Source organism: Streptomyces sp. NPDC005402, assembly GCF_040606575.1.
Classification (GTDB): Bacteria; Actinomycetota; Actinomycetes; order Streptomycetales; family Streptomycetaceae; genus Streptomyces.
On record NZ_JBEXFB010000019.1, the window covers coordinates 1 to 12,101 of the forward strand.

Annotated in this window: 12 protein-coding genes; 6 read left to right on the top strand and 6 right to left on the bottom strand. The window is 70.1% G+C overall.

What is annotated here, in order from left to right; all coding sequences use genetic code 11:
- The coding region (locus tag ABZT02_RS31340) for a zinc-binding dehydrogenase (protein WP_356023426.1) at positions 1 to 204 on the top strand (204 nt) is incomplete at its 5' end.
- Positions 205 to 337: 133 nt separating this feature from the next.
- Positions 338 to 1,333, top strand: a complete 996-nt coding sequence (locus tag ABZT02_RS31345; RefSeq protein ID WP_356023428.1) for an alpha/beta hydrolase — start codon at positions 338 to 340, stop codon at positions 1,331 to 1,333.
- A gap of 76 nt (positions 1,334 to 1,409) precedes the next feature.
- On the opposite strand, the gene ABZT02_RS31350 is transcribed toward ABZT02_RS31345, so the two are convergent.
- A complete protein-coding gene (locus tag ABZT02_RS31350) occupies positions 1,410 to 2,240 on the bottom strand; it encodes an AraC family transcriptional regulator (RefSeq protein ID WP_356023430.1) in 831 nt (276 codons plus the stop codon).
- A gap of 236 nt (positions 2,241 to 2,476) precedes the next feature.
- Here ABZT02_RS31350 and ABZT02_RS31355 point away from each other — a divergent pair, with 236 nt between their 5' ends.
- The 3 genes from ABZT02_RS31355 (at position 2,477) to ABZT02_RS31365 (ending at position 4,671) form a co-directional block, all read left to right on the top strand.
- The gene (locus ABZT02_RS31355; protein WP_356023432.1) at positions 2,477 to 2,872 is read left to right on the top strand and encodes an MmcQ/YjbR family DNA-binding protein; all 396 of its coding nucleotides are present in this window, start codon (positions 2,477 to 2,479) and stop codon (positions 2,870 to 2,872) included.
- Positions 2,869 to 3,237 carry an MmcQ/YjbR family DNA-binding protein gene (locus ABZT02_RS31360; protein ID WP_356023434.1) on the top strand — a complete coding sequence of 123 codons (369 nt, stop codon included), beginning with the start codon at positions 2,869 to 2,871 and terminating at the stop codon, positions 3,235 to 3,237. The genes ABZT02_RS31355 and ABZT02_RS31360 overlap by 4 nt, the downstream gene beginning before the upstream one ends.
- A 120-nt stretch (positions 3,238 to 3,357) precedes the next feature.
- Positions 3,358 to 4,671, top strand: coding sequence for a replication-associated recombination protein A (locus tag ABZT02_RS31365; protein ID WP_356023436.1), 1,314 nt, complete (start codon positions 3,358 to 3,360; stop codon positions 4,669 to 4,671).
- 286 nt (positions 4,672 to 4,957) lie between these two features.
- Here ABZT02_RS31365 and ABZT02_RS31370 read toward each other — a convergent pair whose 3' ends face one another.
- The 3 genes from ABZT02_RS31370 to ABZT02_RS31380 all read right to left on the bottom strand — a co-directional run bounded on the left by ABZT02_RS31370 (position 4,958) and on the right by ABZT02_RS31380 (position 9,529).
- Positions 4,958 to 6,100 (bottom strand): acetate/propionate family kinase, encoded by a 1,143-nt coding sequence (locus ABZT02_RS31370; RefSeq protein ID WP_356023438.1) that lies wholly within the window; start codon positions 6,098 to 6,100, stop codon positions 4,958 to 4,960.
- A 256-nt stretch (positions 6,101 to 6,356) separates the two neighbouring features.
- Entirely contained in the window at positions 6,357 to 8,531 is a 2,175-nt protein-coding gene (locus tag ABZT02_RS31375; protein WP_356023440.1) for an FUSC family protein, read from the bottom strand.
- A gap of 107 nt (positions 8,532 to 8,638) precedes the next feature.
- A complete protein-coding gene (locus tag ABZT02_RS31380) occupies positions 8,639 to 9,529 on the bottom strand; it encodes a hypothetical protein (RefSeq protein ID WP_356023442.1) in 891 nt (296 codons plus the stop codon).
- A 754-nt stretch (positions 9,530 to 10,283) separates the two neighbouring features.
- Between ABZT02_RS31380 and ABZT02_RS31385 the strand changes: the two genes are divergently transcribed.
- Positions 10,284 to 10,733 (top strand): DUF1931 family protein, encoded by a 450-nt coding sequence (locus ABZT02_RS31385; RefSeq protein WP_184596143.1) that lies wholly within the window; start codon positions 10,284 to 10,286, stop codon positions 10,731 to 10,733.
- Positions 10,734 to 10,837: 104 nt separating this feature from the next.
- On the opposite strand, the gene ABZT02_RS31390 is transcribed toward ABZT02_RS31385, so the two are convergent.
- Positions 10,838 to 11,230 (bottom strand): DUF2267 domain-containing protein, encoded by a 393-nt coding sequence (locus ABZT02_RS31390; RefSeq protein ID WP_037722255.1) that lies wholly within the window; start codon positions 11,228 to 11,230, stop codon positions 10,838 to 10,840.
- Between the two features lie 354 nt (positions 11,231 to 11,584).
- On the bottom strand, positions 11,585 to 12,082 hold the full coding sequence (locus ABZT02_RS31395; protein WP_356023445.1) for an Hsp20/alpha crystallin family protein: 498 nt from the start codon (positions 12,080 to 12,082) through the stop codon (positions 11,585 to 11,587).
- Between the last annotated feature and the right edge of the window lie 19 nt (positions 12,083 to 12,101).

Consider the following 12,101-nt stretch of genomic DNA (forward strand, 5'->3'; position numbering starts at 1 on the left):
GGGGTGCGGCTGACCAGCTACGTGGGTGAGGCCGCCGACTTCCCGGCCGACGTCCTCGCCCACCAGCTCCAGACCATCGCCGAAGGACGCCTCAAGGTCCCGGTCGCGAAGGTCTACCACGGCCTGGAACAGGTCCGTGACGCCCAGGCTGACCTTGAGTCCGGCACCACGCCGGGCAAGCACGTCGTCGTCCTCGACGACTGAGAACTGATCGCGGGACGCGACAAGGTCATCGGACACAGCGAGTCGATCGACTCGCACCCACACATCGTGCGCCGTGAGTACCTCGACCCGGCGGTGAGCGCCGCCGCTCCCCGTCGTTGCCGAAGGAGAACAGATGACAGCGGCAGACCCCTTTGATGCCTTGACCATCCGGCCCCCGTTGGACCCGGAACTCGCGCCCGTCGAGGAGGCGCGGGGAGCCGTCTTTCCGGCCCTGTCGGACGAGGCCCTGTCAGAGATCCGACGGCAGATCGCCCAGGGTTCCCCCGGGTTGGATTCGGAGGCTCTGACGGCGGGCGGCAGAGTGCGGGTGGACGAGCGCCAGGTACCGGGGCCGGAAGGCGCGCCGGACATCACTGTGCTGATCCTCAGCCCCGCCGAGGACCGAGGCCCCAAGGGAGGCATCCTCAGCCTCCACGGCGGCGGGATGATCATGGGGGGCCGCCGCGACCACGTGAGTCATCTCCTCCCACACGTGATCGACGGGAGTGCGGTCGTCGTGTCGGTCGAGTACCGACTGGCGCCGGATCACCCCGATCCCGCGCCGGTCGAGGACTGCTACGCGGGCCTGGTGTGGATGGCGAAGAACGCGGCCGAACTCGGCATCGACCCCGAGCGACTCATGATCACCGGAGTCAGTGGCGGCGGCGGCCTCGCGGCGGGGACCGCGCTGCTCGCCCGCGACCGCGCCTTTCCCCCGCTCAGCCACCAAATTCTGGTCTGCCCCATGCTCGACGACCGCTTCGAGACGCACAGCAGTCGCATGGTGGACCGCGAAGGCGTATGGGACCGCCACAGCAACCTGTACGCGTGGACCTCCGTACTGGGCGAGCGGCGCGGCGGCCCGGACGTGTCGCAGTACGCCGCGCCGGCCCGCGCCGAGGACCTCGGCCGGCTGCCGCGCACCTACATCGACACCGGCTCGGCCGAGGGGTTCCGCGACGAGATCCTGATCTACGCCGGCCGCCTGTCCGAGGCGGGAGTGAGCGTCGATCTGCACATGTGGGGCGGGGGCTTCCACGGGTTCGACATGACGGTGGATCATGCGGCTGTGTCGCGCGCTTCCAGCGCGACCCGTGAAATGTTCATCCGGCGGGCCCTTGACAGGTGAGCGGTGCGACAACGCGCAGACTGCGAAGACAGCCATTGCCTCCTGACGGGCAAGCCCGGCGTTCGCCGCGTTTCCGTCAAGCGTCGGTCCTCGCTTCGCGGGCCGCGTAGGCGGCCGGGGTGAGGCCGGTGCGGTCACGGAAGAAGCGGCCGAAGTTCGCGGGGTCGGTGAAGCCGAGGTGGACGGCCACGGTCCGGGCGTCCCACCGGGCAACTCCGAGCAGGCGTCGGGCTTCCAGGAGGCGCCGGTCGTCGATGAGTTCGCGTACTCCCTTGCCGGTGGCGTCCCGGGCGGTGCGGCTGAGGGTGCGGACCGAGCAGCCGAGCAACTCGGCGTAGTCCGCGGCGCGGTGCAGTTCGCGAAAGTGCAGCTCCAGGGCGTCGAGGAAGCGTCCGTACCTGTCGGCGCGGCCGGTGCCGGCCGCGGCCGTGCCGTCGTGGGCGATGCCTGGGGAGTTGGCCAGGCGCAGCAGCAGCGATTCGAGCAGGCTGCGGCGCAGAGCGTGGTGGATGTCGAGGGGGCGGCGCCCCAGTGCGCGGTGTTCGTCCAGGAGTTGGAGTGCCGTCTGCTGGAGCCAGGCGGTGTCGTCGGGGTGCGGGCTGAGCACGGCGGGGGCCTCGTGCGCGGTGAGCGGGGCCAGGAGGCGGGCGATGTCGGGCCTCAGCACGTCCGGTTCGAACAGGATGAACGGGCCGCGGGCCGCGCCGGGCGGATGCCAGCACTGCGCGTGCCCGGGGCGCACCCACAGCCACTGGCCGGGGGCGACGGTCCGCGTGACGTGGTCGACGTCGTGCCGTAGTTCGCCTTCGGTGACCGCGATGAGGTAGTGGAAGGTGGCGCGGCCCGGCCGGGGCGGGTTCCACGGCCAGTCGTCGTGGTGGGTGAAGAAGTCCTCGACGGTGCTCACTTCAAGGCCGTAGGGAGTACCGACCGGGGGCTGGAAACCGTACAGCGGTACCGCAGCCGGACCGGCCGCGCTTCCGCTCGGGTCAGGGTGTCGCCTGTCGACCATCACGTGTCCGCAGCCTACTGCCTTTCTGGTTGGCTGCGACGGAAGGATGGGACGTGCCGCCGCGCCCGCGCGGCGCGCCCCCCACCTCTTTCGATGCCACAGTCCGTCACCACTTGAGGAAGGGAACGCCCATGAACGGACCGGCCCTGCACAAGACCGCCGCCGACTGCGCGGAGGAGCTCCCCGGAGCTCAGCTGGAACACCCTTTCGGTCCTGATTGGGAGGTCTTCAAGGTGCGCGGCAAGGTGTTCATGCTGATGACCGACGTCCCCGGGCGGCCCGTGGTGATCCTCAAGGCGGACCCCGGTGAGGCCCACGCTCTGCGGGAGCAGTACCGCCACATCACCCCCGGCTACCACATGAACAAGAGGCACTGGATCACGCTGGAGAGCGGAGAAGGCGTCGACGAGGAGCTCGTCAGGGAGCTCGTCACCGACTCCTACCGGCTCGTCGTCGCTCACTTGCCCAAGGCCGAGCGGCCTGTCGACCCGCACACCTACGGCACCGGCACGCGGGCGGCCCGGTGAGCGCGGCCGGCGACCGGCTCCAGGACACCGCCCGACAGGTGGCCCTGGCCCTCCCCGACGTCAGCCACGGCTACCCCTTCACCCCAGGGCTCGACGTGTACAAGGTCGCGGGCAAGGTGTTCCTGATCGTCACCGACGACCCGGACGAACAGATCATCACGGTCAAGTGCGAACCCGAGCACGCGCGGGCACTGGAGCGCGGCCACGCCTCGATCACTACGGGCCGCTATCTCGACAAGAGGCACTGGATCTCACTGGGGCCGGGTCCCGGTGTCACTGAGCGGCTGGTCACCGACGTGGTCGAGGACTCCTACCACCTGGCCGTCGAGCGGCTGCCGCGACGCGACCGCCCCGGTGCCCGATGAGCGCCGCGAGCTTCCCCACGAGCGGCTGAGCCGACGCCTGTCAGTGCCCCGTGCAAGGCTCGTCATGTCCGCACACGTACGCACCTGTCCGCACACGTCCGCCTGCCACCCGAGAGACCGATGGAACCGACCGAAGTGACCCTGCCGCTCTTCGGCGAGGAGCCCGCCCGGCCCCTCGCCGACCGCCTGCGCCCCACCCAGCTGCAAGATGTCGTCGGGCAGGACCACCTCCTTGCCCCGGACGCCCCGCTCGGCCGCATGGTCGCCCAGCAGCGCCTCGGCTCCGCCATCCTGTGGGGCCCGCCCGGCGTCGGGAAGACCACCATCGCCCGGCTCCTCGCGAACACTGGCAACCTGGCCTTCGAACCGGTGTCGGCCACCTTCTCCGGCGTGGCCGATCTGCGCAAGGTCTTCGCCACCGCACGAAGCCGACGCGGCATCGGCCAGGGCACCCTGCTGTTCGTCGACGAGATCCACCGCTTCAACCGCGCCCAGCAGGACAGCTTCCTGCCCTACGTCGAGGACGGCACCGTCACCCTGATCGGCGCCACCACGGAGAACCCGAGCTTCGAACTCAACGGAGCCCTCCTCTCCCGCACCCAGGTCCTCGTCCTCAAACGCCTCGACGAAGCCGCACTGTCCACGCTCCTCGACCGCGCCGAACAGCTCACCGGCCACCATCTGCCCCTGGACGACGACGCCCGCCGCGCACTGATCGCCATGGCCGACGGCGACGGCCGCTACCTCCTCAATATGGCCGAACAGCTCCAAGCCCTCCCGGACACCGAAACCACCCTGGACACCGCCGGGCTCGCCCATCACATCCAGCAGCGTGCCCCGCTGTACGACAAGGCGCAGGAGGGCCATTACAACCTGATCTCCGCGCTGCACAAGGCGATGCGTGGCTCCGACCCGGACGCGGCCCTGTACTGGCTCGCCCGGATGCTCGACGGCGGCGAGGACCCGCTGTTCGTCGCCCGCCGCCTGGTCCGCTTCGCGAACGAGGACATCGGCATGGCCGACCCGCACGCCGTCCAGCAGGCCCTCGCCGCCTGGGACGTGTACGAGCGACTCGGCTCCCCCGAGGGCGAGTTGGCGATCGCCCAGGCCGTCGTCTATCTCGCCACCGCCCCCAAGTCCATCGCCGTCTACCGCGGCTTCAACGCCGCACACCGATCAGCCCGGCACACCGGCTCACTCATGCCACCCGCCCATATCCTCAACGCCCCGACCCGGCTGATGAAAGACCTCGGCTACGGCAAGGACTACCAGTACGACCCGGACACAGCCGACGGCTTCTCCGGTGACGACTACTTCCCCGACGACATGGACCGCGAGACGTACTACCAGCCCACCCGCAACGGCTACGAAGCCCAGATCAGCGAACGGCTACGCCACTGGAACGCCCTGCGCGCCCGCCGGCAACGCGGCTGACCGGCCGCGCCCGCGACGTCTCCGTGAGGGCCCTCGCGTCGGACCGCAGCACTGCCCGGCCAAATGTCGGGGACGACTCCTGCCGTCGTGGCGTGTCGTCGAGCACGCAGGTGACTGCGAGAACCGCGTCCCTCCCGTTATGACGTCAGTGGTGTATGCCGCCAGCGTAATAATTGCAGATGGGGGCTCATGCGTGACTTGGAAGATCGTCGTGGTTGAGCCGGCTCTTTCGTGGCTTCACGGCCTGCGCCGTACTGACCGCGACACCCTGATTCAGGTCAGCCAGTCACATGCCGAGCACCCGTCGGGTCTCGGCGGCGATCTGCTGTGTCTCGCCGGTTGCGACCACGAGGACCGGGACACCTCTCCCCGCCTGATCGATGCGTCGGAGGCCTTCCCGCATCAAATCTTCCAGTTCGGGGACGAGCAGCCCGCCTCGGATACCGAGAACAGTCAGGGCCGAGCAGATCTCCTCGCGTACCTCGGGTTGGTCTTCGCCGATCTCCCCGGTGAAGACCAGCGCGTCCAGCCGGTCCAGCGATGCGGCCATCGAGGCGATGCCCCTGCGGCAGCTGAGTGTGAACGTCGCCAGCGCCAACGCGGCCGCGCCATCACCCTCCGCGCGGGCACGCACCAGGTCCCGGGTGTCTCCCGAAGTGCCGGAGAGGCCGAGCAGACCGGAATGCCGGTGGAGTGCGTCATCCAATTCGTCCGTGCTCAGACCGTGCCGCCGTTGCAGCCAGAGCAGCGCGCCGGGGTCGAGGCTGCCGCTGCGCCGGCTCATCACCAGGCCTTCCAGCGGCGTAAGGCCCATGGTGGTGTCCACGCTGCGTCCGTTCCGGACGGCGCAGGCCGAGCAGCCGCCGCCCAGGTGCACCAGCACGACCTGGAGGTTGTCGACGGATCGGCCCAGGGCCTGCGCAGTTCTCTGCAGTGCCCACGCGTAGGAAAGCCCGTGGAAGCCGTACCGGCGCAGCCCGTATGCGGCTCGCCATCGCTCCGGCACGGCGTACGTGCGCGCCTCTGCCGGCAGGTCCTTGTGAAAGACAGTGTCGAAGCAGGCGACATGAGGAACGTCAGGCAGGAGTTCTCGTGCGGCATCAACGACGGGCAGGGCAGGGGCACCGTGCAGCGGCGCGAGATCGGCGACGTCCGCCAGCAGAGTCCGTACGCGTGCGTCGATCAGCGTGTGTCCAGCCAGGTGCGGACCGCTGTGGACGATGCGGTGACCGACCGACGCAGGAGCGGGCACCTCGCTGAGGAAGTTCCGCAGTTCCACCACCGAAGCAGGCCCCGGGGGTTCCGAGGCGTCTTGGGCCGCCACCGTTTCACCGTCCGCCGCGAACAGAGCGATGTGCAGGCTCGAAGAGCCGGCAGCGAGGACCAGTACGTGACCACCAGGGCTTTCGTGGGAGGGGTCTGCACTCATCACACACCTCCAGTGCTCGCGTCCTTCCGGCACGGTGCGCCCGCCACGCAGCAGCGGGCCCAGCACGGGGGACGGGCCGCAGGTTGCTGCGGCTCGTGTCCGCGTCGGGCTGCCTCATAACCCCTGTCCTGCCGCCGGGTGGGCCTTGGTCATGTCGCGCATCGCCGCTTCCCCAGGCTGTCACCGCAGAGAGGGGCCCGCACGTCCACCCGTTCGCCAGCACGCCGCGCTGCGGCGTTCCCCGTAGCCGGAACCGTCACCCACCCCGGTGGGCGGGTCCTGATCCGTCACCCTCAGCCACGGCCGCCCGCACCCGTTGCTCCTCGCGAGCGGAGCCGACGTCCCGTTCCAGGGGTGTGCGGCTCACGGCTGTCCTGAGGTCCTCCAGGGCCCGCTTCTGCAGTGCAACCCCGCGCCGTAGCACCGGGTTCCGCTCCCCGGCTGCGGCTCCGTCCCACGCATCGAGCGCTTCCTCCACCCGCCCCCAGTCCGGATTCCTGTGCTCCCGCACGTCGACTGCCCCCTGCGCGGTGTCCGCTTCCAGGGCCTCGGCGAGCCGCTCGGCCTCGGGGGTGGAACGGCTGTCGGACTGCGGGACATGGCTCTCCATCAGCATTGCTGCCCGGTCGAGTCCCTTGAGCGCCTCCTGCGCCTCCTCCGCCTCGCGCGATGTCAGACCTCTGGGGCGGACCGGTTCCTGCCTTGCCTGGTCGTACGCCTCCTGCCAGGCGGCACGTGCCTCCCTGCTGGCCAGCAGGGCCCTGCGCATGTCGGCGCGATGCTCCCGGGTGGGTTCGGCGTGGCTGCGGAGCACTGCGGCCGCGTAGCGGCCGTCGGCGGCGAGCCAGTCCGCAAGCCGGCCCGGCAGCCGGGGGGTCTCCCATGCGGGGTACACCACGTACGCCAGCATGGCCAAGGCCCCGCCGAGCAGGGTGAGCACCACCCGCTCCGGGACCGTCTGCTCCCATGCCTGACCGCCCATGCCGAGCAGGAAGACGACGTACGCGGCAGTGAAGCACTGGGAGTAGGCGTAGCCGGTACGGTTCAGCGTGTACGACAGGGCCACCGAGACGACCGCCAGCGCGCCGAACACGTGGGCGTCCGGGCCCAGAGCCCGCACCATCGCGGTGGCGAGCGCCACCCCCACCAGGGTCCCGGCGAAACGGCCCACCGCGCGCGCGTACGTGCGGTGGAAGTCGGGCCGCATCACCATCACCGAGGCGATGGGCGCCCAGTAGCCGTGGCCCACGGGTAGCCGGGAAGCGATGAGATAGCCGAGCGTGGCCACCGCCGCCAGGCGGACGGCGTGCCGGAACACGGGCGAGTCCCGGCGGAGTTCACGGCGGACCGACCGGACGACGACCGGGAGCAGCCGGAGCATCGTCGGGCGCACCCGGAAGTGGGCGCTCGCGGGGCCGGACGGCGTAGGCGCCTTGTCGCGCGCGCCGCCGCTCCCGGCGATCTCCAATGCCTCGGCGAGCAGTTCCACGAGCCGTTCGGCGGCCTGCCGGGCGGGCCCCTCCAGTACCTCGTGTTCCTGGTCGACGCGCAGGACGTCCGCGCTCCCCGGCGGTACCTCGGCGGGAGTGCCGCGGCGGATCGAACGGGCTGCCGCGTCCAGGACGTCGGCGGCCCTGTCGAGCAGCTCTCGCGCGCGGTCCCGCCCGGGTCCCTCCGCCGGGGCGCCGACGTCCGGGTCGGCGAGCGCGGCGAGGACCGGCAGAATGCGCTCGGCGAGGCCGCGGGGTCCGTGCAGGGCCGGGGGACGGGTGCGGGCCTGTGATGGCGTCACGGCGGCCGCGTCCCGGGCCGTCATCAAAGGTACCGGGTCGAACGGGGCGGCCGGGTCCTGCCGCAGCCGGCGGGCGTAGTCCGCCACGGCGGCCAGGGCATCGGCGAGCGCGTCACGATGCGCCCCCCAGCGGCGGATCGGGAACAGCAGGATCAGCACGGCCTGCGTCACGCCTCCGAGCGCGATGACCCCGGCGTGTTCCAGGGCTCGTCCGACGCTCGTCGGCAGGGTGATGGTCACCAGCATGCTGCCGACCGTCGTCGCTGCGACGATGCCGGCGGTCGAGCCGAGGGCCCATGCCATCCCCGCGGCAAAAGCCCATACGGCCAGCAGCGGGAGGAACGTCACGAGGCGCCCCGCCGCCAGGTAGCCCACGAAGGTGCTGAGTGCCAGACCCGCGCCCGCGCCGAGCGCGATCACCTTGCGCGGACGCCAGGTCCGCTGGAAGGTGGCCCCACCCGCGGAGTAGGCACCGAGGGCGGCGGACGCGGCGTACGCAGGGGAAACCAGCCACAGCGCTGCCCCGATGACGAGCGCCACCCCCGCAGCCGTGCGGAGCGCGAGCAGGGGCTCCAGCCGCGTCTCCTCGATCGTGAGCCCGGATCGCACGACCTCCCTGAAGGTCCGCAGCCACCTCACCCATGTGAGCCTAGCCGGAACGCCCTGCCGGGGCCTGTCGGCCGCTCCGCCGCCTCCGGACGGCACCGCGCTCCGACGCCTCGCTGCTGGTCGTGCCGGTAGTCGGTTCACTTCGAGGGTTGATCATCGTGATCTTGGAGCATGCGACGACGTTCCTGTTCGCGCTTCGAGTAGGCGGCTGCCCGGATCGCATCGTCGCTCTCCAAACCTGATCCCAGCGCGCCGCCCACGGTGGCGACCGAAGCGACGAACCAGGAGAGCGTCACGTACTCCTCGGCGTGCAGGGGGGTCCGTGTCACGGAAGCGAACAGTTGGTCGTTGAGGATGAACAGCGCCCACACCCAGTTGACGACCATCAGACCCACGTAGCAGACGAGCACACCGATCCCCACGGTCATGACCGTCGAGGCGTTGTAGAGCCGCGCCCTCTGCCTCGCCTCCGGAGAGCTCTCCGGTGATCGATGCCACAGCTCCGCGTCCACGATCAGCCAGCCGATCATGAGCGTGACAGATCCGACCGTGGCGATCACGAGGCGTGGCGTGCTGAGGGACGCGGCCAGGCTCCAGACGGTGGAGTTCACGGTGGCAACCGCTCCCGTGGCGAGTGCGGCCGCCAGGGCCTTCGACAAGCCCGGCACCAAGCGCCACGGCCGGTTGGCGCGGACCATACCGACGAGCACGCGCAGGTAACCGCGCGGCCCGCTGACGACGTACCGAAGATCGCCGGTCTCCTTCTCACCGGTTGAGCCCGGATGAACAGCCGCGTGACGATTCACGAAGGACCCCAGCCGCGGCTGGCTTCGCGGAGGTCCCTCCGCCCCGGTGGTCCGCGGAGCCGCCAAGCCGAGCACGGCTTCTTCGACGGCCCGACGGGCCCTCACCGGCAGCCGCAGGCCGCCCAGTGAAGGAAGAGAGAGCAACGCCAAGCCGTGTTCGTGATTCAGATTCACAGCGAGTCTGCGCCCGTGGGCGTGCAGCGGAAGGTCGGTGAGGGCCACGACGATGTCCCAGTTCTCCGCACTCCCGCGGTCCATGATCCGGCGCATCAAGGTGGGCGGGTCCTCCGTCCCCGACGTGAAGGGCTCACTGACCACCTCGACGTCGAAACGTCGCCTCGGGCCCGACTTGTCGGCGAGCCGAGCCGGAAGAGTCCGGGCCATGCGCTGCGCGATCTCCGTCGGCGCGTCCGGATCCGCCAGGAGAGCCACGACCGTAACGTCCTGCGACGACTCCCGCATGACTGGACCCTTCTCGTCGGCTGCCCCGCGACCCCAAGTGCCCACAGACGCCGCCCAGGTAACGTCGACGCCACGTGACACGCCGGGCCCCGCCGACAGGTGCAGGCCGTACGGCCAGATCACAGGGCCTGCTCCCACCACCGGGCCACGATCGCGTCCCCCACGGCGAAGACCCGCTCAGGCAGCACCCCGGCACGCACCGTACGCCGCGCCGGCGACCACCCCGGTTCGTGTCCGCCCGGGAGCCGGAGTCCGGCAAAGCCCTGCGACGCCAATGGGTGGGATGGGCCGCGTCAACCGGCCCTGGCTGCCGTTCACCGGCCTCTCCCGAGCGCGCTCGCCCCGCACGCCGGTCCGACCACCCGGGCAGTCGAACGCATGGGCCTGGCAGGGCAATACAGGGAGGCTAATTGGGCCCGACATGCGCATGCGTTCGCGCGCCTCCGTTGGCCAGGCTGACTGGGAAGCCCAGGGGCCGGGAGTCACCCGGCTCCCGCAGCCGGAGGTTGCCGTCATGACCGTGATGTCCATCGCCAGATTCGAGAGGTTCTTTCGCGCGGCCGCAGGACTGAACGTCGACAAGAACGATCTCAAGCGCTACAGCGACTTCGTCGACGCCAAGCTCTACGATCTGCTGACCGTCGCCCAGGCCACCGCCAAGGCCAACGGGCGCGACATCATCCGGACCTGTGACCTGCCGATCACGAAAGGCCTGCAGGAGAGCATTCACCACTTCCGGAAGATCGACCAGGAAGTGGAACTGAAGCCGATCCTGGAACAGCTCGCCACCCATCCCGCTCTGGACCGCACGCCCGATGAGGAGACCGAGGCGGCCTATCCGGACATCATCGGCGGACTCAGCCTGGCCCTTGCCCAGAGCTTCAAGATCCTCCACCCCGACCTGAAGAACCCTCAGACCCAGCACTGGGACGAGGCTCGAGCCGTCTTCGACCTCCTGCTGTGAGGGGCGAGGGGAACAGGCGGTGCACACCGACTCTCTCCAAGGTGGCAGCCCCCTCCGGAGGGCTGAACCTGTGGCTGCCCCTGGCCGAAGGCCTTGGCAGGGGCTCAGTCCGCGAGGTCGGCCTTGCCGAACAGGGCCGCGTAACTGGAGGGGAGTTGGCTGATTACCTGATTCAGCTCACCGCCGGTCACCGCGTCGGCAACGGTGGTCAGGACCGCGCTGGCGTCCCACTGCGCCGTGCGCGGCCGGGCAGGGGTGCGCTCGGCGACCCGGCGGTAGAACTCCTCGATCCCGAAGCTCTGCGCCTGCTGGGGCGTTGCCTGGTTCAGAACCTGTCCCAGCGGGCCGGGCAGCTGGGATGCGAGGTCCTTGACCTCCCCCGGGCTGATCCGTTGGGCCAGCACCTCCAGTACGGCGTTGGTGACGTTCGCGGCTTCGTCCTGGTCGTTGTATTCGCCTCGCTCGCGTACGTGGGCGAGGAATCCGTCGTATTTCATCGCTGCCTCCTTCTGTGCCGGTCGCCGCTGTCATGGGGGTCACCCGGTGCGCTGACGGGCCGGCCGGGTCCGTCCGTCGGCGCGTAACTGCCGTTCGCAAGGCTCTTGGCCCGGGACTACCGCTCGAACCGCTTGTGTGATCTGTTCGATCTCGTCGTCGAGGCGTTGTTCGGCCCTGGCAGAGGTACGGCTTGCCTGAACGGGATGACGTCGCGCAGCCGTACGGTGACCGCCTTCGACCGCGAGGACCAGCAGACATGGCCAGGCGAGCCCCGCGGTGCCTGCTCCCCCCTTCGCGCCTCGCCGGCCCGGCCGCGGTGCCGGACGTGCGTCCGGAACCGCGGCGCTCGCCTCTCAGCCGCTGTTCTCGGTGCTTTCACTCGTCTCGCTGATCTCGATGTGCCGGGGCTTCGCGACCTCGGCCTTGGGGACGGTGACGGTGAGCACTCCGTCCGAGATCTGCGCATTGATCTTCTCGGCGTCGACCTCTCCGGGCAGCCGCAGCCGGAACTCGAACGCTCCGGTGCGGCGGGTGCTCCGGCGCAGGACGCCTTTGCGTTCCTTCTCCTTGATCTCTCCGGTGACCACCAGCTCCTGGCCGTTCGCTTCGACGTTGATGTCCTTGCTCTTGACGCCGGGCAGTTCGATCCCGACGTGGAAGGCGTCGTCCGACTCCGTGACATCCGCCAGGGGTGTCCACACGACTGCGGGAGCGGCACCTCCCACCGTGGACTCCATCAGTCCGCTCATCTCGCTGAGCAGTTGGTCGAACTCTGTCAGCGGATTGCGTGCCCAGCCAAGGGGCCTGTCCTGCAGTGCGCCACCGCGGTGGCGTCGGACGGGTGTGGCCATTCCCCTGCCTCCTTCTCCT

Excerpts from the sequence above, each read along its gene's own strand:
- ABZT02_RS31385 (WP_184596143.1), top strand. The coding sequence starts at position 10,284 with ATGACCGTGATGTCCATCGCCAGATTCGAGAGGTTCTTTCGCGCGGCC.
- ABZT02_RS31390 (WP_037722255.1), bottom strand. The coding sequence starts at position 11,230 with ATGAAATACGACGGATTCCTCGCCCACGTACGCGAGCGAGGCGAATAC.
- ABZT02_RS31345 (WP_356023428.1), top strand. The coding sequence starts at position 338 with ATGACAGCGGCAGACCCCTTTGATGCCTTGACCATCCGGCCCCCGTTG.
- ABZT02_RS31355 (WP_356023432.1), top strand. The coding sequence starts at position 2,477 with ATGAACGGACCGGCCCTGCACAAGACCGCCGCCGACTGCGCGGAGGAG.
- ABZT02_RS31365 (WP_356023436.1), top strand. The coding sequence starts at position 3,358 with ATGGAACCGACCGAAGTGACCCTGCCGCTCTTCGGCGAGGAGCCCGCC.
- ABZT02_RS31370 (WP_356023438.1), bottom strand. The coding sequence starts at position 6,100 with ATGAGTGCAGACCCCTCCCACGAAAGCCCTGGTGGTCACGTACTGGTC.
- ABZT02_RS31395 (WP_356023445.1), bottom strand. The coding sequence starts at position 12,082 with ATGGCCACACCCGTCCGACGCCACCGCGGTGGCGCACTGCAGGACAGG.